Annotated in this window: 22 protein-coding genes and 1 pseudogene; 4 read left to right on the forward strand and 19 right to left on the reverse strand. The window is 62.2% G+C overall.

Annotated elements, in window-relative coordinates:
* Window positions 1–13: 13 nt before the first annotated feature.
* From rsmG to P9255_RS18910, 13 genes are all read right to left on the reverse strand, one after another.
* Entirely contained in the window at window positions 14–664 is a 651-nt protein-coding gene (gene rsmG, locus P9255_RS18850; RefSeq protein WP_309763734.1) for a 16S rRNA (guanine(527)-N(7))-methyltransferase RsmG, read from the reverse strand.
* Window positions 661–2,619, reverse strand: coding sequence for a tRNA uridine-5-carboxymethylaminomethyl(34) synthesis enzyme MnmG (gene mnmG / locus P9255_RS18855; protein ID WP_309790778.1), 1,959 nt, complete (start codon window positions 2,617–2,619; stop codon window positions 661–663). Before mnmG ends, rsmG begins: the two co-directional genes overlap by 4 nt.
* A gap of 150 nt (window positions 2,620–2,769) precedes the next feature.
* Window positions 2,770–3,519 carry an ABC transporter ATP-binding protein gene (locus P9255_RS18860; protein ID WP_309790262.1) on the reverse strand — a complete coding sequence of 250 codons (750 nt, stop codon included), beginning with the start codon at window positions 3,517–3,519 and terminating at the stop codon, window positions 2,770–2,772.
* Window positions 3,516–5,300, reverse strand: a complete 1,785-nt coding sequence (locus P9255_RS18865; protein WP_309790263.1) for a branched-chain amino acid ABC transporter ATP-binding protein/permease — start codon at window positions 5,298–5,300, stop codon at window positions 3,516–3,518. Before P9255_RS18865 ends, P9255_RS18860 begins: the two co-directional genes overlap by 4 nt.
* Window positions 5,301–5,304: 4 nt before the next feature.
* Window positions 5,305–6,360 carry a branched-chain amino acid ABC transporter permease gene (locus tag P9255_RS18870; RefSeq protein ID WP_309763730.1) on the reverse strand — a complete coding sequence of 352 codons (1,056 nt, stop codon included), beginning with the start codon at window positions 6,358–6,360 and terminating at the stop codon, window positions 5,305–5,307.
* Between the two features lie 142 nt (window positions 6,361–6,502).
* Window positions 6,503–7,675: an ABC transporter substrate-binding protein gene (locus tag P9255_RS18875; protein ID WP_309763729.1), complete on the reverse strand. Its 1,173-nt coding sequence runs from the start codon at window positions 7,673–7,675 to the stop codon at window positions 6,503–6,505.
* Between the two features lie 239 nt (window positions 7,676–7,914).
* Entirely contained in the window at window positions 7,915–9,081 is a 1,167-nt protein-coding gene (locus tag P9255_RS18880; protein WP_309790264.1) for an ABC transporter substrate-binding protein, read from the reverse strand.
* Between the two features lie 523 nt (window positions 9,082–9,604).
* On the reverse strand, window positions 9,605–10,576 hold the full coding sequence (locus P9255_RS18885) for a branched-chain amino acid ABC transporter permease (RefSeq protein ID WP_309765378.1): 972 nt from the start codon (window positions 10,574–10,576) through the stop codon (window positions 9,605–9,607).
* Entirely contained in the window at window positions 10,576–11,460 is an 885-nt protein-coding gene (locus P9255_RS18890) for a branched-chain amino acid ABC transporter permease (protein ID WP_309763727.1), read from the reverse strand. The genes P9255_RS18885 and P9255_RS18890 overlap by 1 nt, the downstream gene beginning before the upstream one ends.
* A gap of 72 nt (window positions 11,461–11,532) precedes the next feature.
* Entirely contained in the window at window positions 11,533–12,753 is a 1,221-nt protein-coding gene (locus P9255_RS18895; protein ID WP_309763726.1) for an ABC transporter substrate-binding protein, read from the reverse strand.
* A 56-nt stretch (window positions 12,754–12,809) separates the two neighbouring features.
* Window positions 12,810–13,571: an ABC transporter ATP-binding protein gene (locus P9255_RS18900; protein WP_309790265.1), complete on the reverse strand. Its 762-nt coding sequence runs from the start codon at window positions 13,569–13,571 to the stop codon at window positions 12,810–12,812.
* Window positions 13,568–14,347 carry an ABC transporter ATP-binding protein gene (locus P9255_RS18905; RefSeq protein WP_244793775.1) on the reverse strand — a complete coding sequence of 260 codons (780 nt, stop codon included), beginning with the start codon at window positions 14,345–14,347 and terminating at the stop codon, window positions 13,568–13,570. The genes P9255_RS18900 and P9255_RS18905 overlap by 4 nt, the downstream gene beginning before the upstream one ends.
* A gap of 301 nt (window positions 14,348–14,648) precedes the next feature.
* Window positions 14,649–16,319 (reverse strand): GMC family oxidoreductase N-terminal domain-containing protein, encoded by a 1,671-nt coding sequence (locus P9255_RS18910; RefSeq protein ID WP_309790266.1) that lies wholly within the window; start codon window positions 16,317–16,319, stop codon window positions 14,649–14,651.
* Window positions 16,320–16,703: 384 nt separating this feature from the next.
* Here P9255_RS18910 and P9255_RS18915 point away from each other — a divergent pair, with 384 nt between their 5' ends.
* Window positions 16,704–17,606 (forward strand): LysR family transcriptional regulator, encoded by a 903-nt coding sequence (locus tag P9255_RS18915; RefSeq protein ID WP_309790267.1) that lies wholly within the window; start codon window positions 16,704–16,706, stop codon window positions 17,604–17,606.
* Between the two features lie 59 nt (window positions 17,607–17,665).
* Window positions 17,666–18,202: a class IV adenylate cyclase gene (locus P9255_RS18920; RefSeq protein ID WP_309763722.1), complete on the forward strand. Its 537-nt coding sequence runs from the start codon at window positions 17,666–17,668 to the stop codon at window positions 18,200–18,202.
* On the opposite strand, the gene P9255_RS18925 is transcribed toward P9255_RS18920, so the two are convergent.
* Window positions 18,178–18,663, reverse strand: a complete 486-nt coding sequence (locus P9255_RS18925) for an Lrp/AsnC family transcriptional regulator (RefSeq protein ID WP_309763721.1) — start codon at window positions 18,661–18,663, stop codon at window positions 18,178–18,180. The two genes, P9255_RS18920 and P9255_RS18925, sit on opposite strands and share 25 nt — an antisense overlap.
* Window positions 18,664–19,170: 507 nt before the next feature.
* Between P9255_RS18925 and P9255_RS18930 the strand changes: the two genes are divergently transcribed.
* Together P9255_RS18930 and P9255_RS18935 are read left to right on the forward strand one after the other, a co-directional pair.
* Window positions 19,171–19,857 carry a response regulator transcription factor gene (locus P9255_RS18930; protein WP_035962098.1) on the forward strand — a complete coding sequence of 229 codons (687 nt, stop codon included), beginning with the start codon at window positions 19,171–19,173 and terminating at the stop codon, window positions 19,855–19,857.
* Between the two features lie 89 nt (window positions 19,858–19,946).
* Window positions 19,947–21,422 (forward strand): sensor histidine kinase, encoded by a 1,476-nt coding sequence (locus P9255_RS18935; RefSeq protein ID WP_404980443.1) that lies wholly within the window; start codon window positions 19,947–19,949, stop codon window positions 21,420–21,422.
* A gap of 8 nt (window positions 21,423–21,430) precedes the next feature.
* On the opposite strand, the gene P9255_RS18940 is transcribed toward P9255_RS18935, so the two are convergent.
* The 5 genes and pseudogenes from P9255_RS18940 to P9255_RS18960 form a co-directional block, all read right to left on the reverse strand.
* Window positions 21,431–21,925 (reverse strand): SET domain-containing protein-lysine N-methyltransferase, encoded by a 495-nt coding sequence (locus tag P9255_RS18940; RefSeq protein ID WP_309763719.1) that lies wholly within the window; start codon window positions 21,923–21,925, stop codon window positions 21,431–21,433.
* 134 nt (window positions 21,926–22,059) lie between these two features.
* Window positions 22,060–23,173, reverse strand: a pseudogene (locus P9255_RS18945) (NADH:flavin oxidoreductase/NADH oxidase).
* A 70-nt stretch (window positions 23,174–23,243) separates the two neighbouring features.
* Window positions 23,244–23,960 (reverse strand): glutamine amidotransferase, encoded by a 717-nt coding sequence (locus tag P9255_RS18950; protein WP_309763717.1) that lies wholly within the window; start codon window positions 23,958–23,960, stop codon window positions 23,244–23,246.
* Between the two features lie 140 nt (window positions 23,961–24,100).
* Window positions 24,101–24,745, reverse strand: a complete 645-nt coding sequence (locus P9255_RS18955; protein ID WP_309765377.1) for a MarR family winged helix-turn-helix transcriptional regulator — start codon at window positions 24,743–24,745, stop codon at window positions 24,101–24,103.
* Between the two features lie 712 nt (window positions 24,746–25,457).
* Window positions 25,458–26,573 carry a YbdK family carboxylate-amine ligase gene (locus tag P9255_RS18960; RefSeq protein WP_309790268.1) on the reverse strand — a complete coding sequence of 372 codons (1,116 nt, stop codon included), beginning with the start codon at window positions 26,571–26,573 and terminating at the stop codon, window positions 25,458–25,460.
* Window positions 26,574–26,601 lie beyond the last annotated feature (28 nt).

A 26,601-nucleotide genomic window follows, 5' to 3' on the forward strand; every position in this document is an offset into this window, starting at 1 on the left:
TCGTTGCGGCCGCTTAGGCGTCGAACGCGACTTCGACGAGATGCCGTTCGGCGTCCAGCTTCGGCACCGTCAATCGTTCGATGCCGGCCACGGTCGCTCCGACCGGCAAGCGTGCGATTTCCGCGTCCGGCCTGATACCTTTCATCGCAAGGATGCGACCGTTGTCCGCGACCAGATGACGGCAAAGTGTAACGAAATCCGCGAGTTCTGCGAATGCACGCGACACAATTGCGTCGAATTTTCCCGGTATCTCGACGCCTGGAGTCAGGCTTTCGACGCGCCCTGTCACGACGGAAAGATTAACGAGGCTCAAGTGCGCCTTCGCCTGCGACTGGAAAGCGGTCTTCTTGTGGACGATATCGTTCAGCGTCACGCGAACATTCGGCAGCGCGATCGCGATGACAATGCCCGGCAAGCCACCGCCCGAGCCTACGTCGAGGACCGTCGAGGCATTGCGTCGCTGAATCGCCGGGACGATCGCCAGCGAATCCAGAATGTGTTGAATCATCATCTGCTTCGGATCGCGGATTGCCGTCAGATTGTAGACAGCGTTCCACTTGGCCAGCAGTGCGACATAGTCGAGCAGTTGCTGCTTCTGCCCTGTCGACAGCGCGATGCCCAATTGCGAAGCGCCGTCGTCCAGCATGCTTGCAAGGTCGGTCATTGGGCCGCCGTCGTGCTCGTTGCAGATGCATCGTCGGCGTTTCTGCCTCGTCGGCCAAGGCCACGCTTCAGGTGCACCATCAGCAGGGAAATGGCTGCGGGCGTGATCCCGGAAATACGCGATGCCTGACCAATCGTTTCCGGGCGATGCTGCGTCAGTTTCTGCCGCGCCTCGAAGGACAGCCCGCGCACTTCGGCGTAGTCGATTCCTTCGGGCAAGCGCGTGTTCTCCTGCGCGCCGTTTCGAACAATCTCATCTGCTTGCCGGTCGATATAGCCCTGATACTTCACCCCGATTTCGATCTGCTCCTTGATCTGTGCGAGGAGCACGGAATCGTCAGCGAGTGGCGCTTCAGGCGCGCATTGGCCGTCTCGCAGTGCGCAGATTCCGTCGTAGGACACGCCAGGGCGACGCAGAAGATCGGCAAGACTGTACTCGTGATCGATCGGCTTGCCGAGCAGAGCGGTCGCATTTTCAGCCGACAGCGTCTTGGGATTTACCCATGTCGAACGCAGCCGCTCTGTTTCACGTGAAACAGCATCGCGCTTTCGGCTGAATGCGTCCCAACGCACGTCGTCGATAACGCCAAGTTCCCGCCCAATCTCGGTCAAGCGCATGTCGGCATTATCTTCGCGCAGCGACAGACGATACTCCGCGCGGCTCGTGAACATGCGGTAAGGCTCGGACACGCCCCGCGTCACGAGGTCATCGACCAGCACGCCGAGGTAAGCCTGATCGCGACGCGGCGACCATGCTTCCTTCCCTTGCACCTGCAGGCCTGCATTGATGCCCGCGAGAAGCCCCTGCGCCGCCGCCTCCTCGTACCCCGTCGTTCCATTGATTTGGCCGGCGAAGAACAAACCGCTTATGGCTTTCGTTTCCAGCGATGCCTTCAACGCCCTAGGGTCGAAATAATCGTATTCGATCGCGTAGCCCGGACGCAGGATGTGCGCGTGTTCGAGACCCCGCATCGAGCGCACGAGATCGAGTTGAACATCGAACGGAAGGCTTGTGGAAATACCGTTCGGATAGAACTCGTTCGTCGTAAGCCCCTCCGGTTCAAGGAAGATCTGATGCGCGTCCTTCGAAGCGAAGCGATGAATCTTGTCCTCGATCGACGGGCAATAGCGCGGGCCGACCCCCTCGATGACGCCGGTGTACATCGGCGAGCGGTCAAGCCCCGAGCGAATGATGTCGTGCGTCTGGGCGTTCGTATGCGTGACCCAGCACGGCATTTGGCGCGGATGCTGTCCAACGCGCCCGAGGAACGAGAATACCGGGATCGGATCGAGGTCTCCCGGTTGCTCCTCCAACACCGAGAAGTCGATGGTGCGCCCATCGATACGCGGCGGCGTACCGGTTTTCAAACGGCCTTGCGGGAGCTTGAGTTCCTTGAGCCGCGCCGACAGCGACACGGCGGCCGGATCGCCCGCGCGCCCGCCGACGTAATTGTTGAGGCCGACGTGGATCTTGCCATCGAGGAATGTCCCCGCCGTCAGCACGACCGCGCGCGCTCTGAAACGGAGTCCGACCTGTGTGACAGCGCCAACGACGCGGTCCCCTTCGACCATGAGATCGTCAACGGCCTGTTGGAATAGCCAGAGGTTTGGCTGATTTTCGAGCCGATGACGAATCGCGTGCTTATAGAGCAGTCGGTCAGCCTGCGCGCGCGTGGCTCGCACTGCCGGGCCCTTCGAGGAGTTGAGTATCCGGAACTGGATGCCCGATTCGTCCGTCGCGGCCGCCATGGCGCCGCCCAGCGCATCGACTTCCTTAACGAGATGACCTTTGCCAATGCCGCCGATGGACGGATTGCAACTCATCTGGCCGAGCGTCTCGATGTTATGAGTCAAAAGCAGCGTCTTGCAGCCCATGCGCGCGGACGCCAGGGCCGCCTCGGTGCCTGCGTGACCGCCACCGACGACGATCACATCGAATTCTGTGGGATAAAGCATTGGGATTTCGTGTGCGAACGACACGAACCTGAAGATGGAATATCGCAGGATTATATCGGGTTCCGCTTCGGCTCGAATCTCATCGCTTTGTGCGGGCGAAAAAATGGCGTGTTTCACGTGAAACACGCCATCGCTCGGGTGAGAAGGGGCTTAGATTGCCTTCTTCGCCAGTCCGAGATACGTCTCGATGACCTGTGGATTGTGCTGCAGCTCCGCTGCCCTGCCCTCGAGCGCAAATTCCCCCGTCTCGAGCACGTACCCGTAGTCCGAGATTTGCAGCGCTGCGCGCGCATTCTGTTCGATCAGTAACGTCGCGACACCGGTCTGCCTGAGCGCGCTGATGATGTGAAATATCTCCTTCACAATCAGCGGCGCCAAACCAAGACTCGGCTCATCGAGCATGAGGAGTTGCGGCTTTCCCATCAGCGCGCGACCGACCGCCAGCATTTGCCGTTCGCCTCCGGACAAGGTGCCGGCCGCCTGCTTGCGGCGCTCCTTGAGACGCGGAAAGGTATCGAAGACGCGGTCGAGTTGATCCAGATAGTTACGTTCCCCGGCCCGCTTGCGCCGATAGGCCCCCAAAACGAGATTGTCCTCGACCGCCATCGACGAGAACAGCTCGCGCTTCTCCGGGACCAGGCACATGCCACGCGCAACGCGCCGCTCTATCGCAAGGGCCGACACATCGTCACCGACGTAACGGACGACGCCCTTCGCATGGCCGGTCTGCGGCAGCGCGCCCATGATGGCATTGAGCAGCGTCGATTTGCCCGCACCGTTCGGGCCGATGACCGAGACGATCTGCCCCGCCCCAACCGTCAGCTTGGCGTCGTGCAACGCTTCGACCTTTCCGTATCGCACGGACAGACCGCTGACTTCGAGAATCGGTTCGCTCATCATTCCACTCCGCCCAGATACGCTTCGAGAACCGCAGGGTCTTTCTGCACCTCTTGCGGCAAGCCTTCGGCGATCTTCGTCCCGAATTCCATTACGACGAGCCGATCAGTCAGATTCATTACGAAGTCCATGTCGTGTTCGACGAGCAGGATGCTCATTCCTTCCGCGCGCAATTTACGAAGCAAGTCGGCGAGTTGCTGCTTCTCCTGATAACGAAGCCCTGCCGCCGGCTCGTCCAGCAGCAATAACGTCGGGTCGCAGCAGAGCGCACGCGCGATTTCGAGAATGCGTTGCTGACCGAGCGCCAGGCTGCCCGCCTCGCTGTACAGATGTTTCTCAAGTCCGACTCGCGCGATCTGCTTCGCAGCTTCGGCCATCAGTCGCGCTTCCTCCGCCGCATTGAGGCGGGCAATGCTTCGCCACACCCCGGTGTTCCCCCGCAGGTGCGCACCGATTGCGACGTTCTCGAGCACGCTCATCCCCGGCAGCATCTTGACGTGCTGGAATGTCCTTCCAATGCCGCGCTTCACGATCTGACGCGATGTCAGCTTGTCGATCCGTTCACCGTGAAAAGTGATCGCTCCGGCTGTCGCCTGGAGAACCCCCGTAACGAGGTTGAAGGTCGTCGACTTGCCCGCACCGTTCGGCCCGATGAGACCGATAATCTCGCCGGCCCTCACATCGAAACTTACATCGTTGACCGCGACGAGGCCGCCGAACTGCTTGCGCGCCTTATCGACGATAAGAAGCGGTTCGCCTGCCGCCGGTTTGCTGCGCTGCGGCAACGCCTCGCCATGCTCAGGCACGTGCGCGCGCGGGCCGCGCGGGAACAGCCGCGCGACGAATGGCCAGACGCCCTGCCGTGCATACTGCAGCAGCAGCACCATCACGACGCCGAAGACGATGATCTCGAAATTGCCATTCGCACCGATCAGCTTTGGCAGCAGCGTCTGCAGGTAGTCCTGCAATACGGTGAGAATCGTCGCGCCGAGAATCGCACCCCAGACATGCGAGACACCGCCGACCACCGCCATGAACAGAAACTCGATGCCGTGATTCAGCCCGAAGGGCGTCGGATTCACGGCACGCTGCAGATGCGCGTAGAGGAAGCCGGAAATCGCCGCGAGAACTGCTGCATAAATAAAGATGACGACGCGCATCCACGCGGTGTTGACGCCCATTGCCTCGGCCATGATCCCGCCGCCACGCAGCGCGCGGATCGCACGGCCCGGCCGACTATTAAGCAAATTCTGAACAGATACGACCGCCAGCAGCACGACGACCCAAATCAGGTAGTAAATGCTTCGCCCCGATTCGAGCTGCCAGCCGAACAGATTCAACACCGGAATGCCGTTGATGCCGTCGTATTTGCCGAGCAACTCCATGTTTCCGAAGAGGTAGAACAGCGAGAGCCCCCACGCAATGGTCCCGAGCGGCAGGAAGTGCCCGGACAGCCGCATCGTGATGAGGCCGAGCAGCAGCGCGATGAACGCCGTCAGCACGACGCCCGCAATCAACGCAAGCCACGGCGAGACGCCGTAACGCGTCGTCAGGAATGCGGTCGCGTATGCGCCCACGCCGACGAAGGCCGCCTGTCCGAAGCTCGTCATCCCGCCGATGCCCGTCAGCAGCACGAGCCCGATCGCCACGATGGAATACAGGCCGATGTAGTTCAGCAGCGTGATCCAGTACTCCGGCACGGCGACCGCGCCGGGCAGAACGGGCAGCGCGAACACGACGACGAGAAACAGCCAGAAGAATCGATATCGATGTAGGAATGTCATCGGATTACTCCTCGTCTTCGTCCGAATGCGGGCTCGCCAGGCTTCGCCACAGCAGCACCGGAATGATCAGCGTGAAGACGATGACCTCTTTGTAAGCACTCGCCCAGAACGACGAATACGACTCCAGCAGGCCGACCAGCAGCGATCCCGCGGCCGCCAGCGGATAGCTCACCAGCCCGCCGACAATCGCCCCGACGAAGCCCTTGAGGCCGATCAGAAAGCCCGAGTCGTAATAGATGGTCGTGATCGGGGCGACAAGAACCCCGCACAGTGCGCCGAGGCCGGCCGCCAGCGTAAAGGCCAGCCGCCCCGCCTGCGTCGTTCCGATGCCGACGAGCCTCGCCCCCAGCCGATTCACCGACGTCGCGCGCAGCGCCTTGCCGGAAATCGAGCGGTCGAAGTAAAAATACAGCGCCGCGATCAGCACGACGGCCGTGCCGACGACCCACAGACTTTGCCCGGAGATCGACACGCTGCCGATGTTGAAGTTGGCATCGGAGAACGCGGTCGTGCGCGAGCCTTCTGCGCCGAACATGACAAGCCCGAGGCCGACCATCGCAAAGTGGACGGCCACCGCGACGATCAGGAGCAGCAGCGTGCTCGCCTCCGCAATCGGCTCATACGCGAGCCGATAGACGAACGGCCCCATCGGCACGACGATGAGCAGCGTAAGCGCGATCTGCGCGACCATCGGCAGCGGCTGCGCGAATACGGCCTGCGTGACGCCCCACACAGCGACGGGAAACAACAGATACTTCGCCGCCAGCACGGCGAGCAGGCGCCCGATCTGGTGATAGCGCCCCGGATGCCGCACGATCGAGACGCCTTCCGCGACGAAACAGCCCGCGCCCATCGCGATGAGCAGAAAGCACGTCGCGGGCAGCTTCTGGGTCTGAAGCGCAGCAAGCGTGAGCGCGCCATACGCGACGAATTCGCCCTGCGGAATAAAGATGACGCGTGTCACCGAGAACACGAGCACCAGCGCGAGCGCGAGCAAGGCGTAGATCGCTCCCGTGGTGATGCCGTCTTGCGCGAGAATCGCCGCAATCGATAAGTCCATACTTCCTCTTTTGAGCTACTGAAAATCTGCGGACGGTCAGCGTCCGTGGAACATGGGAAAAGCGGCGCACCACCGGCGCGCCGCTTCCCTATCTTGAAAATCGGAGACGAGGACGCTCAGGAACCGCTGCGTCCTGCGTCGATCAGTCGTTCAGCAGCTTCCACTTGCCATCGACGATCTGCACCATCACGCGCGCGCGATCGTCGAAGCCGTTGTGATCGTTCGGCGTCGTATTCATGATGCCGTGCGCGACGGGCAAGTCCTTCAGATTCTCGAGCGCGGCGCGCAGCGCTTCGCGGAACTCGGGCGTGCCGGGCTGCGCCTTCTTCAGCGCTTCGGGGATCGCGCGTGCGAGCATCTGGCCGGCATCCCATGCGTGACCGCCGAACGTCGACAGCGAACCCGCGCCGTTAGCCTTCTCATAAGCGTCCTTGTACGCCGCCGACGACTTCTTCACCGGATTGCTGTCCGGCAGTTGTTCGGTGACGAGCACGGGACCCGCGGGCAGAATCTCGCCTTCGCAGTCCTTGCCGCACACGCGCAGGAAGTCGTTATTCGCGACGCCGTGCGTCTGATAGACCTTGCCCTTGTAGCCGCGCTCCTTCAGCGCCTTCGCCGGCAATGCCGATGGCGTGCCCGCGCCCGCGATCAGCACGGCATCCGGGTTCGCGCCCATCGTTTTGAGCACCTGACCCGTGACGGACGTATCCGTGCGGTTATAGCGCTCGTTCGTGACGATCTTCAGCTTGTGTGCCGAGGCCGCCGCGTTGAAGACGTTGTACCAGCCGTCGCCGTAGGCGTCCGCGAAGCCGATGAAGCCCACGGTCTTCACGCCGTGCTTCTCCATGTAGCCCGCGATGGCGTCGGCCATGAGGGCGTCGTTCTGCGGCGTCTTGAACACCCACGCGCGCTTGCTGTCCATCGGCGAGATGATCGCGGCGGACGCGGCCATCGAGATCATCGGCGTCCTTGCGCTCGATGCGGGATCGATCATCGCGAGCGAATTCGGCGTGACCGTCGAGCCGATGATCGCGTCGACGTGATCTTCGTCGATCAGCTTGCGCGTGTTCTGCACGGCGCGGCTCGTGTCGGAGCCGTCGTCGAGCACGATGTATTGCACCGACTTGCCGCCGATTTCCTTCGGCAACAGCGCGATGGTATTTTTCTCGGGAATCCCAAGCGATGCCGCCGGTCCCGTCGCCGACAAAGTCACGCCGATCTTCACCTGCGCGAATACCGCGCCCGTGCTGAAAAACGCGCTGCCGGCGATGGCAAGCGCGGCGCTTTTGCTAACCCATGCTTTCTTCGTTTTCATTGCTCGTCTCCAAACGCGACTGTGCTGCTGCGAGTATTTATCGATGCGGCCTATCAGAGGCGCACTCAATCTATTTACCGCGTTACACCATGCCTAGGCTCGTTTTCCCTGACCGTCGACGACAGTCGCCCAGTTCATCCGCGAGGCTTTGCGCCTTCATCTTTCTACTTCGGCACAACAAAAAAGGCGCGTTCGTTGCAACGCGCCTTTGATGTCGGAATCGATTCACATGTTGACGTTCAGTTGGCCGACAGCTTCCACTTGCCGCCGACGATTTCGACCATCACGCGCGCCCGCTGATCGAGCCCGGAGTGATCGTTCGCGCTCATGTTGAAGATGCCGTGCGACGCGGGCAGATTCTTCGTTTCCTCGATGGCCGCGCGCAACGCCTCGCGGAACGCGGGCGTGCCCGGCTGGCCCTTCTTCAACGCGATGGGTATCGTCCGTTGAAGAATGAGGCCCGCGTCCCACGCGTGACCGCCGAATGTCGAGACGGAACCTGCGCCATACGCGCCTTCATACGCTTTCTTGTAGGTGAGCGCAGCCTGCTTCACCGGATTGCTGTCGGGCAACTGTTCAGCGACGAGCAACGGCCCCGCCGGCAGGAACGTGTTCTCGCAATCCCTGCCGCATACGCGGAGGAAATCGTTATTGGCGACGCCGTGCGTCTGATAAACCTTGCCCTTGTACCCGCGCTCTTTAAGCGTCTTTTGCGGCAGCGCGGCCGGCGTTCCCGCGCCGGCGATCAATACGGCATCGGCGTTCTGCGACATCATCTTCAGGACCTGGCCCGTCACCGAAGCATCGTTGCGCGCGAAGCGCTCGTTCGCGACGACCTTCACCTTCGCCAGATCCGCCGCCTTCGAGAACTCCTTGAACCAGCTCTCGCCATACGCATCCGAGAAGCCGATAAAGGCGACCGTCTTCACGCCATGATTGGCCATGTGTTGCGCGATGGCCGTGGCCATGAGGATGTCGTTCTGCGGCGTCTTGTAGACCCACGCGCGCTTGCTGTCCATCGGTTCGACGATGCTGGCCGCGGCGGCCATCGAGATCATCGGGGTGCCGGTTTCGGCGGCGATGTCGATCATCGCGAGTGAGTTGGGCACGACAGTGGAACCGATGAGCGCATCGACACGATCTTCGCTCGTGAGCTTGCGCGCGTTCTTCACGGCTTGCGTGGAATCCGTGGCGTCGTCGAGCACGATGTATTGCACCTTTTGCCCCGCGACTTCTTTCGGCAATAACGCGATGGTGTTCTTCTCCGGAATACCGAGCGATGCAGCCGGCCCTGTCGCCGATACCGTCACGCCTATTTTCACGTCCGCCCAAACCTGCGTGCTGAAAACCGCTGTCATTCCCGCAATGGCCATAACGGCCGCTTTACCGCGTAACGCCCACTTCATTGATTTGCACCCCGTGAATCGTCAGTTCGAATTGAAGTCTTGCCGGATGGATCTGATGCTTCGAAGTCCGCGGATTTATTTATGTTGCGAATCGCCGACCAGCGGGTCGGGAAATGCAGTTTAGCGGAGCCGGGCGCCGCCCAGCAAGCGTTTTGAAGGACTGGCGGCGCTTCTCGTGAGGCCCAGCGCACGCCCCGCCGTGCTGTGGAATTTCCTGCCGGGATTATCTGTCTGGTAAATCGCAATCGGCGTGCGTTATTATCGGCGGACAAATAAAAAAGCGCTGTTGGAGTCATCCAACAGCGCTTTCGATTTGGGCACTTTGTGCCTCATGTCTCCTCGTTCTCCACCTCAAAAATTCGGGTGCAACAGAACTAGGAAGGATAGTAATGTCGTGACCATTTCACGACAACCTAGCATTTACCCTAGTGGTGCATGCAAGCACCTCAAAGGGGCGCGCATATTGCCGTGAAGCAGGCGCTTTACGTTTGGCTCCTTCGTTCGGAATTCAAACTAAATTGCGTTATCCCTGTAACGGCCGGACCCGGGCGACGATCTCCCCCACGATGCCGCGCCGGAACGCCAGCACGCACGCAATGAAGATCACGCCGGTCACGATCGTCACCGATTCGCCGAGTGAATTGAACCACGCGACGCCCGTGAGATTGGCGATACCCGTGCCGATATCACCGAGCCGGTCTTCGAGCGCCACGATGATCGCCGCGCCGAGCAGCGGTCCGAACATCGTGCTCATGCCGCCGACGAGCGTCATCAGCACGACGAGGCCGGACATGGTCCAGTAGGCATCGCCGAGCGTTTCGAAGCCGAGCACGAGCGTCTTCGTGGCGCCCGCGAGGCCCGCGAGCCCCGCCGACAGCACGAACGCGAGCAGCTTGTAGCGCGCGGTGTCGTAGCCGAGCGATACGGCCCGCGGCTCGTTCTCCTTGATCGCGATCAGCACCTGCCCGAACGGCGAATGCACGATGCGCACGATGAGCGCGAACGCGAGCAGCATCACCAGCAGCACGATGTAGTACAGCGTCACATCGTTGCTCAGGTTGACGATGCCGAACAGCTTGCCGCGCGGCACGCCTTGCAGTCCATCTTCGCCGTGCGTGAACGGCGCTTGCAGGAAGACGAAATAAACCATCTGCGCCAGCGCGAGCGTGACCATCGCGAAGTAGATGCCCTGACGGCGAATGGCGAGCAGCCCGACGACCACGCCGAGGAGCGTCGCGACCGCCGTGCCCACGAGCACGCCCAGCTCCGGCGTGAAACCGAGCGTCTGGATCGCATAACCGGCCGTGTAGCCCGCGCTCGACAGGAACATCGCGTGCCCGAACGAAAGCAGTCCCGTATAGCCGATCAGCAGGTTGAACGCCGCCGCGAACAGCGCGAAGCACAGCACCTTCATCATGAAGACCGGATACACGCCCGCGAACGGCGCGATGACCAGGGCGATCAGCAACAGCACGTATAGCGCTTTTCTCTGCATCATTTTTCCTTGCCGAAGAGTCCTGCCGGACGCACGAGCAGCACGAGCGCCATGATGACGAAGACGACCGTCGCCGACGCTTCCGGATAGAACACGCGCGTGAAGCCTTCGATCACGCCGAGCAGCAAGCCCGTGAGAATGGAGCCCATGATCGAGCCCATCCCGCCGATCACCACGACGGCGAACACGGTGATGATCATCGACTGCCCCATCAGCGGCGATACCTGAATGACCGGCGCGGCCAGCACGCCCGCGAACGCCGCGAGCGCGACGCCGAAGCCGTAGGTCAGCGTGATCATCAGCGGCACGTTGACGCCGAACGCCTCGACGAGCTTCGGGTTCTCCGTGCCGGCCCGCAAATACGCGCCGATGCGCGTCTTCTCGATGACGAACCACGTCGCGAAGCACACGATCAGCGACGCGACGACCACCCATGCGCGATAGTTCGGCAGGAACATGAAGCCGAGATTCGTCGCGCCGGACAGGAGCGACGGCACGTCGTACGGCTGCCCCGACGAGCCGTAGATGGAACGGAACACGCCTTCGATCACGAGCGTGAGTCCGAACGTGAGCAGCAAGCCGTAGAGATGATCGAGCTTGTAGAGCCAGCGCAGCATCGAACGTTCGATGACGACGCCCAGCACGCCGACGATGACGGGCGCGAGCACGAGCATCGCCCAATAAGGAACGTTGAAGTACGAATAGCCCATCCACGCGAGCATCGCGCCCAGCATGAATAGCGCGCCGTGCGCGAAATTGATGACGTTGAGCAAGCCGAAGATCACCGCGAGGCCGAGACTCAGGATCGCGTAGAACGAACCGTTCACCAGGCCGAGCAGCAACTGGCTCATCATCGCGGCGAGCGGTATGCCGAATATTTCCATTGGACCTGCCGTCAGAATCGTTGTGGCGACGGGCGGCCCGCGAGCCGCCCGCCACGTCTTCTCACCGCGAACTTACTTCCAGGCCGCGCAGCGCGATTCAGCCTTGGTGGCGAACGCCTGCTCGCCCGGAATCGTCGCCGAGATCTTGTAGTAGTCCCACGGTTCTTTGGATTCCGAAGGTTTCTTCACTTCCATCAGATACATGTCGTGGATCATCGAACCGTCCTGGCGGATATAGCCCTTCGCATAGAAGTCGTCGATCTTCGCCTTCTTCAGCTCGCCCATGACCTTGTCGCTGTCCGTGCCGCCCGCTGCCTGCACCGCCTTCAGGTACGTCGTGACGGCGGAGTAATCGGCGGCCTGCAGACTCGTCGGCATCTTCTTCATCTTCGCGAAGTAGCGCTTCGCCCATTCGCGCGTCTTTTCGTCCTTGTTCCAGTACCAGCTATCGGTCGCGACGAGACCTTGCGTCGTTTCGAGTCCGAGGCTGTGAATGTCCGTCAGGAAGATGAGGAGCGCGGCGATTTTCATCGACTTGGTAACGCCGAATTCCTTCGCCGCCTTGATCGAATTGATCGTGTCGCCGCCCGCGTTGGCGAGGCCGAGCACTTGAGCCTTCGATCCCTGCGCCTGCAGCAGGAACGACGAGAAGTCCGACGCCGACAGCGGATGACGCACCGTTCCGAGCACTTGCCCGCCGTTGGCCTTCACGACATCCGACGTGTTCTTCTCCAGCGCCTTGCCGAATGCGTAGTCGGCGGTCAGGAAGTACCACGACTTGCCGCCCTGCTTCGTCACCGCGGAGCCGGTGCCCTTCGCGAGCGCCATCGTGTCGTATGCATAGTGGACGGTGTACGGCGAGCACTGCTCGTTCGTGAGGTTGTCCGCGCCCGCGCCGATGTTGATGTACGGCACTTTCTTCTCGGCCGCGACTTGCGCGGTGGAAAGGGCGGTGGCCGAATTCGTTCCGCCGATGATCACGTTCACGCCGTCACGGTCGATCCACTCCCGCGCCCGCGATGCCGCGATGTCCGCCTTGTTCTGATGGTCCGCATACACGAGTTCGATCGGCTTGCCGTTCACCTTACCGCCGAAATCGGCGATCGCCATGCGGATGGCTTCCAGGCCGCCCTGTCCGTCGATATCGGCGTAAAGCCCCGACAAGTCGGTGACGAAGCCGATCTTGACGCTATTGGCGTCGGCGGCCTGCGCGCCGCTGCTCATCAGCGCCACACTCGCCGCCGCAGCCGCAAAGCAAAGAGAAGAGAGGCGCGCGAGGGTCTTCTTTTTCATTCCAGTCTCCGTGAGTTTTGGTTCTTGCTGTCAAGCTGGCCTTGCTCGTATTGCCATCACACCCCGAGCAGTTCATGCAGCACGGGCATCTTCGCTTCGAGTTCCCCCGCGCCGAAATGCTCGACGATGTTTCCATGCTCCATCACATAGAAGCGATCCGCGAGCGGCGCCGCGAAGCGAAAATTCTGTTCGACCATCACGATCGTGTAGCCGCGCGACTTCAGCATGAGGATCATGCGCGCGAGTGTCTGTACGATGACGGGCGCAAGTCCCTCCGATATCTCATCGAGCAGAAGCAGGTTCGCGCCCGTGCGCAGACTGCGCGCGACGGCAAGCATCTGCTGCTCGCCACCCGACAGACGCGTGCCCTGGCTCGCGCGCCGCTCCTTCAGGTTCGGGAACATCGAATAGAGTTCGTCGAGCGGCATCGCTTCTTTCGCATTGCCGACGAGCGGCGGCAAGAGCAAATTCTCTTCGCACGACAGGCTCGAGAAAATGCCGCGCTCTTCCGGACAGTAGCCGACCCCGTGATGCGCGATCTTGTGCGTCGGCAGCCCGATGGTCTCGCGTCCGCCCACGCGGATCGAGCCCGTGCGCCGGCCCGTCAGACCCATGATGGCGCGCAGCGTCGTGGTGCGGCCCGCGCCGTTGCGGCCGAGCAGCGTGACGACTTCGCCGCGATTCACCTTCAGGTCGACGCCATGCAGGATGTGCGATTCCCCGTACCACGCCTGCAATCCCGCGATTTCCAGCGCGGGCGCATTACCCGCTGCGCCGTTCGCCTCACGCGAGCGGCGCTCTTCGACGATGGTGCTCATGCGTGCGCTCCAGTGAGCGCCGCATCGGCGCTGCCCATGTAGGCTTCCATCACGAGCGGATTCTTCGATACTTCCGCGTAGTTGCCTTCGGCGAGCACTTCGCCGCGCTGAAGGACGGTGATGGTGTCGGAGATGCCGGCGATCACGTTCATGTTGTGCTCGACCATGAGAATGGTGCGCCCCGCCGATACCTTCTTGATGAGCGCCGTCACACGATCGACATCTTCGTGCCCCATGCCTTGCGTCGGTTCGTCGAGCAGCATGAGTTCGGGTTCCATCGAAAGCGTCGTGGCGATCTCGAGCGCGCGCTTGCGTCCGTAAGAAAGCTCGACGGTTTTCGTGTCGGCGAAATCGGTGAGGCCCACTTGCGTGAGCAGGTCCATTGCGCGGTCATTCAATGCATCGAGCGAACGTTCGCTGCGCCAGAATTGAAACGACGTACCGAGTTGCCGCTGCAAGCCGATGCGTACGTTCTGCAGCACGGTCAAATGCGGAAACACGGCGGAAATCTGAAACGAACGAATGATGCCGCGCCGTGCGATATGAGCGGGCCGTTCGCGCGTGATGTCGGCGCCATTGAAGACGATCTGGCCTGCCGTCGGTTCCAGAAATTTGGTGAGCAGATTGAAGCAAGTGGTCTTGCCTGCGCCGTTCGGTCCGATGAGCGCATGGATCGAGCCGCGGCGCACGCGCAGGTTGACGCCATTCACGGCCGTGAAGCCTTTGAATTCTTTGGTGAGCCCTCGCGTTTCCAGAATGGTATCGCCGAGAATCATGTCCCCTTCCATGCGAAGTGAGGCGCTAAACGACGATTTCGCCTGCGCCTTATTGTTCTTTCCGCGCGCACCCGAACGTGGTTTCGATTCCGGTACGGTTCGCTTCGTCCTGCGCTTCGTGCTGCTATTTCATGCTATTGCGTACTGCACAACGCGGGCACGAGGTAAGCCGAGCATCACTCTGATCCGGGGCCATTGTCGCGCCAATGATGCAGCGCAATCATTGGGATTTGCACTTAGTAATCTGACGGGCGATGCACGCAATCAGGGCACGCTGCGTGCTGCTCGATTGCGCTCATGCTCAAGCAAGCGCCGCAGCGATGACCTCCTGCGTTTGCACCGCGCCCCTGTCTTCGCGAATCATCTCGCTCGCGCGTTCCGCGATCATCAACGTAGGCGAATTCGTGTTGCCCGATGTGATGACCGGCATCACCGATGCATCGACCACACGCAAGCCACGCACGCCGATCACGCGCAGGCGGCTATCGACGACCGCGGCGGGATCGTTGTCGGCGCCCATGCGGCACGTGCCCACCGGATGAAAAATCGTCGTGCCGATATTGCCCGCTGCTTCGACGAGCTCTTCCTGCGTCTGGAACTGGATGCCGGGCAGGATCTCTTCGGGCGCGTGACGCGACAATGCGGGCGCGCTCACGATGCGCCGCGTGAGACGCAGCGAGTTGACGGCCACTTCGCGGTCGTGATCCGTGAACAGGTAATTCGGCGCGATCAACGGCGCGGCATGAAGGTCCGGCGATTCGATATGCACGCTGCCGCGCGATGTCGGCCGCAGATTGCATACGGATGCCGTGAACGCGTTGAACGGATGCAATGGCTCGCCGAAGCGTTCGAGCGATAACGGCTGCACGTGATACTGGACATCGGGACGTTTGATCGATGCATCGTCGGGATTCGATCTGGCAAACGCGCCGAGTTGCGATGGCGCCATCGACATCGGACCGCTTCGCATCAACGCGTATTGCATGCCGATGAAAAGCTTGCCCCACCAGCGCGCGGACAGCGTGTTGAGCGTGCGCGCGCCGTTGACCTTATACGCCATGCGCAATTGCAAGTGATCCTGCAGGTTCTCGCCGACGCCTCGCAGATGACGCACCACATCGATGCCGAGGCGCTGCAGACGCGCGCCATTGCCGACGCCCGATAGTTCCAGAATCTGCGGTGAATTGACCGCGCCCGCGCTCAGGATGACTTCGCAACGCGCACGCGCGATGAAGTCCGTGTCGCCGCCGCGATAGGCCACACCGACGCAACGTGCGCCATCGAACACGAGCTTTTGCGTGTGTGCGCCGGTGATCGTCGTGAGGTTGGGGCGCTTCATGGCTTCGCGCAGAAACGCCTTCGCCGCGTTCCAGCGGATGCCGCCGCGCTGGTTCACATCGAAATAGCCGACGCCGGTGTTGTCGCCGCGATTGAAGTCATCCGTCGCGGGGATGCCTGTTTGCTGCGCGGCCTGCGCGAAGGTTTCCAGGATCTTCCACTTGAGCCGCTGCTTCTCTACGCGCCATTCGCCGCCCGTGCCGTGCCATTCGTTTTCACCGGCGTAGTGGTCCTCGCTACGTTTGAAGATCGGAAGTACCGAGTCCCAGGACCAGTTCGAATCGCCGGTGATGTGCGCCCAGTCGTCGTAGTCCTCGCGCTGGCCGCGCATGTAGATCATGCCGTTTATCGATGAGCATCCGCCTAGCACCTTTCCTCTCGGATAGGAGAGCGCTCTGTCGTTCAGGCCCGGTTCTTTTTGGGTCTTGTATAGCCAGTCGGTTCTTGGGTTGCCTATGCAGTACAAGTAGCCCACCGGGATGTGGATCCAGTGGTAATCGTCCTTGCCGCCTGCTTCCAGCAGCAGGACGTTTATCGCCGGGTCTTGCGTCAGGCGGTTGGCCAGCACGCAGCCGGCCGTGCCCGCACCTATGATGATGTAGTCGAAGGCGCCTTCTTCTTTTCTCTCGTTCATGATGCTTGTCTCCTGGCTTCTTGGCTCGTGAAGCTTGTATTCGTGTAGGTCTATTCGTGCGCCCCTCCCGGGGCGGGAGTCAATTTCCTGGCTGTCGACCCGAGTTGGCGCTTCAACGTCTGACCCTGGTCCCATGCAGAGATAGCAGTTTCCGATGCGCCACTGTCACCTCGCACACTCCAACCTAATGGCACAGCACCAAACAGCTCCGCCCCGCTATGCGGGCAATCGGTCAATCGGGTCGGCCTACGCTTCTCGGTCTTGACGCCGCATCACATCGCCTCTCGTGCTTTTTGCTTCGTTATCTACCAAGACTAGTGCGACGTTTCTCCCTAATCCAATGAGTTCTGTTCATCCGCAATATAAGTCGCGCTAATATCACTCATGGACTACATCCTCCTGCGCGCCTTTCTCACCGTCGCCCGCGAAGGCAATCTCACGCGGGCCGCCGCCCAATTGCATGTCACGCAGCCCGCAGTCAGCCTGCAAATCAAAAACCTCCAGGAAATGCTCGGGGTCGTCCTCTTCAAACGCACCTCGCACGGTCTCCTCCTCACCCGCGACGGGGAAGCACTCCTGCCCCACGCCGAGCGCGCCATCGCCGCCGCCTCCGAAGTCCAGCGGGCCGCCGCCGCGCTGCGGCACGAAGTCAGCGGAACCCTGCGTATCGGGACGATCCTCGATCCGGAATTTCTGCGGCTCGGCGGGTTCCTGCGGCAACTCGTCGAAACCTATTCGCGCATCGAACCGGCCATGCGGCACGGCATGTCCGGCTGGGTCCTCGAACGCGTCAAGTCCCGTGATCTCGATGTCGGCTACTACATCGGCGATCCCGCCATCGACGGCACTCGCGACGGCGAACGCTTTCACGTCGTCCGGCTCACGCCGTTTTCCTATCACGTGCTCGCGCCCGCCGGATGGCACAACCGCGTCAACAAAGGCAAACGCAGCTGGGCCGCTCTCGCCAAGCTGCCGTGGATATGGACGCCGCCCGAATCCGCGCACAACCGGCTGCTGTCGCGCGTGTTCCGCGAAGCCGGCGCAATGCCCGTCAAGGTCGCCGAAGTCGATCAGGAACCATCGATGCTCGATCTGGTGAAGTCCGGCGTCGGACTCTCGCTCGCGCGCGATTCCATCGCGCTCGCTCAGGCGCACGCACACGCGCTCACCATCGTCGATGGCGTCACCGTGCCAACGCAGCTATCGTTCATCGCGCTCGCCGAACGTCGCGAAGAACCGGCCATCGCCGCTGCGCTGAAACTCATCGACGCTCAGTGGTCCGTGTAACGCAACGTTCACGATAAGACTGGTACGCTCTTCGACGCCCACCACCGGAGACTTCCTTCATGGCACGCAACATCGAAATCAAGGCTCGCGCGCACCGTTTCGACGAACTCCGGGAACGCGCGGCCGCGCTCGCCACCGACGCGCCGCTCGTCTTTCGCCAGCAAGACTTCTTCTACGACGTGCCGGCCGGCCGCCTCAAGCTGCGCCAGTTCGACGACGGCACGCCATCCGAACTGATCTTCTATCAGCGCGACGATCGCGACGGCCCGAAGGTCTCGTACTATTCGCGCAGCCCGGTGATCAACGCGGAAGCCATGCACACCCTGCTCGCCCAGGCGCTGACGACGCGCGGCATCGTCTCCAAGGAGCGGCATGTGTATCTGGTCGGACGCACGCGCATTCATCTGGATCGCGTGGACGGCCTGGGCGATTTCGTCGAACTGGAAGTCGTGCTCGGACAGGACGACGACGAAGCCGGCGGCCATCAGGAAGCGCACGAGATGTTCGCGCGGCTGGGCGTGGCGCAAGCGGATCTGGTGCCGCTCGCCTATGTGGATTTACTGAATCCCGCTCAGGAAGCGTCGCCGGAGAGGTGATCGAGCGGCAACGGGCCGTTGCGCTTGAACGTCGTCAACACGATGTTCGAACGCACGCTGTCCACGCCCGGCACGCGCATCAGCTTCTTCATCACGAAGCCCGACAGCGCGTTCAGATCGGGCGCGACAATGCGCAGCAAATAATCCGCATCGCCGACGGTCGCGTGACATTCGAGCACCTCGGGCAACGCATCGATCTCCTGTTGAAACTGCTCGATCACCGTGTCGCCATGATGCTTGAGCTTCAGGCTCGTGAACGCCGTCACGCCGAGGCCGAGCTTCTCGGGACGCAGCATCACGCGATAGCCCTCGATCACGCCCGTCGCTTCCAGCCGCTGCAAGCGCCGCCCGATCTGCGATGCCGAGAGCGGCACCTGCTCGGCAAGCTGCTGATGGGTGGCGCGCCCGAAGCGCTGAAGGACATCGAGCAGGGCAAGGTCGAAATGATCGAGTTCCAGCATGAGGCGGATTCGCGCGAAAGCGGATGAAGATGCGACTTTAGCGCATCGCTTGCATCACCGACGCGCCGCATGATCTTCCGCGCGCGGATTAACACCGGCTTACATCGCCCGACAAGGTAACGCGCGTATTACGAACCATGACACCGGCGAAAGCACGCCGACGCCGAAGACGTGGCCGAATCGCACGATTGCAAGGCGATGCGAAAGCAAACGTAAGCAGAATCCCGGCGTATCTTTCAATGATGAAGGCAGATTTTGAACCGCTCGTAAACTGCGTGAACGGTGCAAGATACCGCCTTTCGGACGCGGGTCGGCGTGCGGGTTCGAAGCGGTACAATCAGCAGCGCACAAGGCCTGAAGACGGCAATCGACCGCGCCGCTCGACGTCAAGCCGCGCGGCGCCGCATGAGAAGTAACGGTTTCGATCCGGCCCGACCCCGCGCTACCCGCCGCATCGCGCGGACCTGAACGCCGGATCGAATTCAACCCAATGTACTGAGCGACTTCATGCGAATCCTCCTGATCGAAGACGACCGCCCCATTGCGCGCGGCATCCAAAGCAGCCTGGAGCAATCCGGCTTCACCGTCGACATGGTTCACGACGGCATCTTCGCCGAGCAGGCGCTCGCGCAGAACCGCCACGAGCTCGTCATTCTCGATCTGGGCTTGCCCGGCATCGACGGCATGACGCTGCTCTCGCGCTTCCGGCAAGGCAATCGGCACACACCGGTCATCATCCTCACCGCGCGCGACGAACTGCACGACCGCGTGCAAGGGCTCAACAGCGGCGCGGACGACTACATGCTCAAGCCGTTCGAGCCGCAGGAACTCGAAGCACGCATTCGCGCCGTGATGCGCCGCAGCGGTCCCCACGGCGACGTGCCGCGTCCCGAAGTCACGCTGGGCGGCCTGCGCCTGTCGGGCGTCGATCGCCGCATCTTCAACGACGAGCGTCCGCTGGAACTGTCGCCGCGCGAATTCGCGGTGCTCGAAATGCTGCTGCTGCGTCACGGCCGTGTCGTGAGCAAGGCGCAGTTGCAGGATCATCTGACGCACTTCGGCGGCGATCTCGGCGATACGGCCATCGAAGTGTACGTGCATCGCGTGCGCAAGAAGCTCGAGAACACGCGCGTGGAAATCGTGACGGTGCGCGGCTTCGGTTATCTGCTTCAGGAGATCCGGCAAGCGGCGTGATGTATCGCCCGCCTTCGCCCTAAAACGCTTTGCGACTTCCCACCCGGCGCGCGGGCGATCAGCGTTTCGCTCGCGAAGACTGGCTCGATCTGGCGCGATCGACGCCCACCCGACCTCCTGCGCCGCCGAGCCTGCGGCGCACGCTGCTGCGCCGTCTCGCCGCGCCGCTATCGCTGCTCGCGCTGATGTCCGGGCTCATGGCGTACTGGCTCGCGTGGCAATACACGCAGCACGTCGTCGATCGTTCGCTGGCGGATCTCGCCACCGCCATCTCAAAGCAAATCCAGCTCGCGGGCGTCGATGCCCCCGTCACCGTCCCGCCGCTCGCCCAGGCGATGTTTTCCGATCCGGTCGAGCAGCTCGTCTACCGCATCAGCACGGGCGACGAGGAAATAGCCGGCGATCCCGATCTTCCGCTCACCGGCACGTCCGTGCGGCGCATCCATTACGCGTACGTCTTCGAGACGCACTATCAGGGCACCAGCGTGCGCGCCGCGCAAGTGCGGGTGCCGCAGCAGACCGGCAATCCGATCGTCGTGGAAGTGGCGCAGCGCGTGGGATCGCGGTATCGCATCGCGGTGGAGTTTCTGGTCGCGATCATGATGCCGCTGCTGCTGTTGCTGCTTGCCGGCTGGGTGATCGTGTGGCGCGTCGTGAATCAGCAGCTGAACCCGCTCACCGACCTCGCCGACGCGCTCAATCGCCAGACACACGTCTCGCTCGAGCCGGTCGACGAATCGCATGTGCCGAGCGAGATCCGCCCGCTCACGAGCGCGATGAACGGCCTGCTCGTGCGCCTGCAAACAGCGCTCGATGCGCAGCGCAAGTTCATTGCCGATGCCGCGCATCAGTTGCGCACGCCGCTGACGGCCGTGAAGCTGCACGCGGAACAGGCGCTCAGCTCACGCGATCCCGCGAAGACGGTTGAAGCGGTGAAGGAACTGCGCGCATCGGCGGACCGGGCCGTGCGGCTGTCGAATCAGCTGCTGTCGCTGGCGCGCGCCGAGCCGGGCGAACAGGCGGCGCGCTTCACGGACTTCGACTTCGCCGCACTGGCGTTCGAAACCGGTGCGGAATGGGTGCCGCGCGCGCTGGCCGCGCGGGTCGATCTCGGTTTTCAGCGCACGGACGACCCGGAGAACGACCATCCGTTGACGGTGCGCGGCAACGTCGTGCTCGTGCGCGAAGTGCTCGCAAACCTCATCGACAACGCGCTCAAGTACGTGCCGCCGGTTCGCCACGAAGGCGCGCGCATCACGCTGACCGTCTCGGACTGGCACAACGAGGAAGGCACGCGCTTTGGCGAAGTGGTGATCGAAGACAACGGCCCCGGCGTCCCGGCAGATCAGCAGCCGGATCTGTTCAAACGCTTCTTCCGTGGCGATGGTCAGAGCGTGGAAGGCGGCGCGGGGCTCGGGCTCGCCATCGTGCACGACATCGTCGCGCTGCACGGCGGCAGCGTGCATTACGACGACGCGCCCGAAGGCGGCGCACGCTTCATCGTGCGGATGCCGCTGAAGACGCAGCAAGCCGAAACGTCCGCAACGGTTGCCGTGGAGAAATAAGCGAGCGCTTACTTTTTCTTCTTGAGCGCGAGCATGGTGCCACGGCACTTCTTCGCGCCGCAGCGGCATTCGTATTCCTTCTTCAGCTTCTTGGTAATGCGCCCTTCGATCACTAGCCCGTAGTCGTAGTTGAGCTCTTCGTCCGGCTCGATGTCGCGCAGCGCGTGGATGAACACGCGGCCTTCGACTTCCTCGGCCTCGCAGTTCGGCGCGCACGAGTGATTGATGTACTTCGCGCTGTTGCCGTCGATCTTGCCGTCGATCACGCGGCCGTCCTCGAGTGCAAAGTAGAAGGTGTGATTCGGTTCGTCCGGATTGTGCGGATGACGGCGCAGCGCCTCCTTCCACGAAATGCGCTCGCCTTTGTATTCCATCACCTTATCGCCGGCGGCGATCGGCTTCACGGCAAACACGCCCTTGCCATGCACGCCCGAACGGCGAACGGTGACCTTGCGTGAACTCATCGAACGAATCCTAAGTAACGAATCTGTGTGGGGCTTCATGCCCGTGTCGCTCGGCGCGATGAACGCTTGCGGGAGCCGGGGCATAAAAAAACGCGGTGGCCTCGAAGGCGCCGCGTTCAACGGTAACGACGGTATCGTACACTCCCGCGCGCTCGCTTCTCAACCGGGCCGAACTAGCGCTGGCCGAACGATACGTCGCCGAACAAGTGCTTCTGCTCGCGCGGTTGCGAACGCCAGTACTGCGGCGGGGCGCTGACGGTTGCGCCAAGCTGCGCCGCGGCGTGCCACGGCCAGCGCGGATCGTAGAGCATCGCGCGCGCCATCGCAACGAAGTCGGCCTGCCCGCTCGCGATGACATCTTCCGCATGCTTCGGCTCCGTGATGAGCCCGACCGCGATGGTGGTCACGTCCGTCGCTTCCTTGACGGCCTTCGCGAACGGCGTCTGATAGCCCGGCTCGAGCGGAATCTTCTGCTGGGGCGATACCCCGCCCGACGATACGTCGATCCAGTTGAACGCCGCGCGTCTTCAATTCCGATGCGAACGCGATCGTATCTTCGATGCCCCATCCGCCTTCTACCCAGTCCGTGGCCGAGACGCGCACGCCGACGGGCCTGTTATCCGGAAACGCCGCGCGCACGGCATCGAAAATCTCGAGCGGATAACGCATGCGGTTTTCGCGCGATCCGCCGTATTCGTCGGTGCGCTGATTCGAAATCGGCGACAGAAACTGATGCAGCAGATAGCCATGCGCCGCGTGAACCTCGAGCGCGTCGATGCGGAGCCGCGCGGCCCGCCGCGCCGAGGCCACGAAGGCTTCCTTCACGCGCAAGAGACCGGCGGTATCGAGCGCGAGCGGCGGCGTTTCGCCGGGCTTATGCGCAACAGCCGATGACGCGTGCGTCATCCATCCGCCATCCGCGACGTAGATGAGCTGCCCGCCCTCCCACGGCTTGCGGCTCGATGCCTTGCGGCCCGCATGCGCGAGCTGCATCGTCACTGCGATCTTCGAATGCTTATGAATCGCCGCGAGCACGGGCCGCAGCGCCGCTTCGGTGACGTCGTCCCACAAGCCGAGGTCGCCCGGCGTGATGCGTCCGTCCGGCTCCACCGCCGTCGCCTCGATGCACAGCATCCCCGCTCCGGACAACGCCAGATGGCCGAGATGGATCATGTGCCACGCGGTGGCTTCGCCGCGCTCGGCGGAGTACTGGCACATCGGTGAAACGACGATGCGATTGGGAACGTGCAGACCTCGAAGGGTCGCGGGAGTGAACAGCGCGCTCATGTAGTAAGCCCGTCGCGAAGAGGAGCGATCGAGCATAGCACTGCGCTTTTTTGCGCGCAGCGCCGGAGAATCAGCCTGCTCGCGATGCAGAGGGAAAGCGGTCGAGCCATTCGCCGAACATCGCGCGGGCGGCGGTTTCGAGGGCGGCTCCGTGCCGGGCGGTTGCATCTCGCAAGCCGGTGACGGTTGCACCGCCACGAGCGATATCGGCGGGATACGTGATCAGCCAGTTCTCGAAGCGGTCCGTCAGCACTTCTGCATGACACTGCAGCGCGAGCACATGCTCGCCCCAGGAGAACGCCTGATGCGCGCACGCTTCGGTCGATGCAAGATGCGTCGCGCCTTCGGGCAGATCGAACGTATCGCCGTGCCAGTGAAAGACGGGCAGCGAATCGAGATGGCGCAACGGCGATGCGCGTCCCGCTTCCGTCAGCGAAAGCGGCGACCAGCCGAGCTCGAGCCGCCCCGACGAATACACGCGCGCGCCGAGCGCCCGCGCGATCAGCTGCGAGCCGAGACAGATGCCGATGGTAGGGAGGCCCGCTGCAATGCGCTTTTCGAGCATCGACAGCAGCGGGCCGAGATGGGGATAGTGCGCGTCTTCATATGCGCCGATCGGCCCGCCGAGCACGACGAGCAACGACGGGTCCAGCGGATTCGGCGCCGCGATGCGCCCGCGCCCGACGTCGAGATAACGCACGAGATGGCCACGGTCGCCGAGGACCAGCTCCAGACTGCCGAGATCTTCGAAATGGACGTGGCGAATCGCCAGGACTTCATGTTTCATCGGCGCTTCCAGAGTCGACTGCGTGGCCCGGAACAAGAACCAGGGACGAGCCGCGCCTCGCTGCGAGGCGCGACGGCACAGTCTAACCGACTCGCCGACGCCTCACAGCGCGGAATGCCACCGATATTTCCTGCCCGGCTTCAGGCGATCTGCGCGAAGACTTTCCAGACTTTCTTCTGCTGGCCGAGATCGCCTTCTTCGTATACCGAACAGTCGAGACGCAGGTCCGTGTCGGCCATGTCGATCTGAAGAAGCGCGCAGTGATGCGAGACCTTCTTCGGGTTCTTGCTGACCTCGAAGTGCGAACAGGAGAGGCACATGCGGTGCGCGGGAATCTGCTGCTGCGCTTCGAGTTGACGAATCGTCTTCAGCAGCGAGCGATAGAGCGCCGCCTGCTCGTCTTCGCGCAGCGTGCCGACCGCCTTCGAGAGGAAGTCCGGCCATTGCAGCGCCTTCTTTGCGGCAGTGCGGCCGCGGGCGGTCAGACGAACCGCGAGGGCGCGGCCATCGTCGAGGGCGCGGCGCTTTTCGACGAGCCCCTTGCCTTCGAGCGTGCTGACGGCATCGCTCGTCGTCGCGGCGGTCAGCGCCGTCTCGCGCGCAATCTCGCCAAGGCGCATCGGCCCTTTACGCTGCATGAGCAGCACGAGAATTTCACCTTGAGTCGGCGTGAGCCCCGCACCTTCCGCCCACTCCCAAGCCTGGCTGCGCATCGCAGTGCTCAGCCTCAGCAGGCCGTGGGTCACCCGCCCCGTCGCCTGCTCTCCGTAAACGCCTTCACTCATAATATTTCGCTTGTTTTCCGCTTTATGGGTTTCGACGGCATGTCCGCCTGGAACCGCGAACCCCTCGCCCCGAAAGCCGCCCCGACTCACCTTGTCCGTTCGTCGGGATAACTCCCGGTTCGTGGTCCCCGCCGTCTCAAAATTCAGGCGTACCAAGCCAATTCGCTTTGCCTGAAAGGGGACATTGCCACCCTCTTCGTTTTGCGCCTTCTTTTGTCCAGCCGTGGCGCTCTTTCGCCGACTATACCGCGCCGCCGGGAAAGTCGCCATTCTAAGCGACTGAGACGAAACGTACACCTTAATTATCCACGCAAAACTGTGGATAACCCGTGGAAAAACGGCTTATTTCGTCGTGAGTGTATTTTCGGTAACGGTCGGTATCGTGCGGAAGGCCACGTTCCGGTCCGTTGCGGGCCTTCGTGCAAGGAACAGACGCCGGTCCGATTGCCTTTCGGGATGTTCTTTCAGTAACCAACGGCAACAGACTGACTCCGTTACTTTCTATTACTCAGGTATACGGACGCTGAATGCAAATCTTAAGGATGCCATCCGGCTTTGCGCTAATCGCGGTGGAAGAAATCCTATTGCGCCGGCGACATGCACGCGTTTCATACACAGCGACGCCTGAACGGGTCCGAAGGAAAAAGGCCGCCGGATACATTCCAGGCGGCCTTCTCGGATTGACGCTAATGCGGGCAATGCGCGCGCCGTCTCAGGCGCGCCATTGCAGGCATTGCTGACGGACGGCTTCGTGCAGGGACTTTTCCTTGTCGAATACGCCGCGCAGCCACGACGCATCATTGACGCCGCCGCGCGCGATATCCGCGACCTGTGCGAGCGCCGCTTGCGAACCGAGCGCTTCGGCATGGGGAGCGAGCACGTCGAGCGTGGCGAGGATGTCCTCGGCGATGGTGCGGCGCTCGCCCGTCTGCGGATGGATGCACGTGCCTCCGAAACCGAAGCGGCATGCTTCGAAGCGGTTGAACGTATAGACGAGGTAGTCGTCTTCCTTCGGCGTCAGCGGCTTGTCGAGCAGCAGGTAACGCGACAACGTTTGAATGTAGCAAGCGATGGCCGCGGCGCGATCGACAGAAAGCGGCGTGTCCATCACGCGGACTTCGATGGTGCCGAAACCGGGCTTCGGCCGGATGTCCCAGTAGAAGTCCTTCATGCTGTTGACGACGCCCGTGTTGACCATCTTCGAGAAGTATTCTTCGAAGCTGTCCCACGTCAGCGTGAACGGCGCGCGTCCCGACAGCGGAAACGCGAACACGGAGTTGAGCCGCGCCGAGTGAAAGCCCGTATCGACGCCCTGAATATACGGCGACGATGCCGACAACGCGATGAAGTGCGGGATGTAGCGCGACATCGCGTGCAGCAGGAACAACGCGCTGTTCGGATCGGGGCAACCGATATGCACGTGCTGCCCGAAGACCGTGAACTGCTTCGCGAGATAGCCGTACAGCTCGGAGATGTACTGAAAGCGCGGCGCGTCGTAGATCTGGCGATCGCTCCATTGCTGAAACGCATGCGTGCCGCCGCCCGCGAGTCCGACGTTCAGCTGGTCCGCCGCCGCGACGAGCGTATCGCGGATCTTGCGCAGATCGGCGACGGCCTGCTCGTGCGTCGTGCAGATGCCCGTCGAAAGCTCGATCATGCTTTCGGTGATCTCCGGCGTGATGTTGCCGGGAATCTTTTCGTCCTTGATGAGCCGCATCAGGTCGGACGCGGCGCGAGTCAGATCGTAGTCGTGCGTATTGACGACCTGGATCTCCAGTTCCACGCCGAACGTGAACGGCTCGGAGTCGATGAATGGTTCGAGTGCCATGACGCCTCTTGTTGATCAGTGCATGAGC

Origin of the sequence: Caballeronia sp. LZ019 (genome assembly GCF_031450825.1) — a bacterium.
Classification (GTDB): domain Bacteria; phylum Pseudomonadota; class Gammaproteobacteria; order Burkholderiales; family Burkholderiaceae; genus Caballeronia.

Bases quoted from the DNA above. Each gene is read 5' to 3' on its own strand.
- P9255_RS18930 (WP_035962098.1), top strand. From the start codon at position 19,171: ATGCGAATCCTCCTGATCGAAGACGACCGCCCCATTGCGCGCGGCATC.
- P9255_RS18920 (WP_309763722.1), top strand. From the start codon at position 17,666: ATGGCACGCAACATCGAAATCAAGGCTCGCGCGCACCGTTTCGACGAA.
- P9255_RS18865 (WP_309790263.1), bottom strand. From the start codon at position 5,300: ATGACATTCCTACATCGATATCGATTCTTCTGGCTGTTTCTCGTCGTC.
- rsmG (WP_309763734.1), bottom strand. From the start codon at position 664: ATGACCGACCTTGCAAGCATGCTGGACGACGGCGCTTCGCAATTGGGC.
- P9255_RS18915 (WP_309790267.1), top strand. From the start codon at position 16,704: ATGGACTACATCCTCCTGCGCGCCTTTCTCACCGTCGCCCGCGAAGGC.
- P9255_RS18870 (WP_309763730.1), bottom strand. From the start codon at position 6,360: ATGGACTTATCGATTGCGGCGATTCTCGCGCAAGACGGCATCACCACG.
- P9255_RS18910 (WP_309790266.1), bottom strand. From the start codon at position 16,319: ATGAACGAGAGAAAAGAAGAAGGCGCCTTCGACTACATCATCATAGGT.
- P9255_RS18960 (WP_309790268.1), bottom strand. From the start codon at position 26,573: ATGGCACTCGAACCATTCATCGACTCCGAGCCGTTCACGTTCGGCGTG.
- P9255_RS18860 (WP_309790262.1), bottom strand. From the start codon at position 3,519: ATGATGAGCGAACCGATTCTCGAAGTCAGCGGTCTGTCCGTGCGATAC.
- P9255_RS18890 (WP_309763727.1), bottom strand. From the start codon at position 11,460: ATGGAAATATTCGGCATACCGCTCGCCGCGATGATGAGCCAGTTGCTG.
- P9255_RS18905 (WP_244793775.1), bottom strand. From the start codon at position 14,347: ATGATTCTCGGCGATACCATTCTGGAAACGCGAGGGCTCACCAAAGAA.
- P9255_RS18900 (WP_309790265.1), bottom strand. From the start codon at position 13,571: ATGAGCACCATCGTCGAAGAGCGCCGCTCGCGTGAGGCGAACGGCGCA.
- P9255_RS18875 (WP_309763729.1), bottom strand. From the start codon at position 7,675: ATGAAAACGAAGAAAGCATGGGTTAGCAAAAGCGCCGCGCTTGCCATC.
- P9255_RS18955 (WP_309765377.1), bottom strand. From the start codon at position 24,745: ATGAGTGAAGGCGTTTACGGAGAGCAGGCGACGGGGCGGGTGACCCAC.
- P9255_RS18895 (WP_309763726.1), bottom strand. From the start codon at position 12,753: ATGAAAAAGAAGACCCTCGCGCGCCTCTCTTCTCTTTGCTTTGCGGCT.
- P9255_RS18885 (WP_309765378.1), bottom strand. From the start codon at position 10,576: ATGCAGAGAAAAGCGCTATACGTGCTGTTGCTGATCGCCCTGGTCATC.
- P9255_RS18940 (WP_309763719.1), bottom strand. From the start codon at position 21,925: ATGAAGCCCCACACAGATTCGTTACTTAGGATTCGTTCGATGAGTTCA.
- P9255_RS18950 (WP_309763717.1), bottom strand. From the start codon at position 23,960: ATGAAACATGAAGTCCTGGCGATTCGCCACGTCCATTTCGAAGATCTC.
- P9255_RS18880 (WP_309790264.1), bottom strand. From the start codon at position 9,081: ATGAAGTGGGCGTTACGCGGTAAAGCGGCCGTTATGGCCATTGCGGGA.
- P9255_RS18925 (WP_309763721.1), bottom strand. From the start codon at position 18,663: ATGCTGGAACTCGATCATTTCGACCTTGCCCTGCTCGATGTCCTTCAG.
- mnmG (WP_309790778.1), bottom strand. From the start codon at position 2,619: ATGCTTTATCCCACAGAATTCGATGTGATCGTCGTCGGTGGCGGTCAC.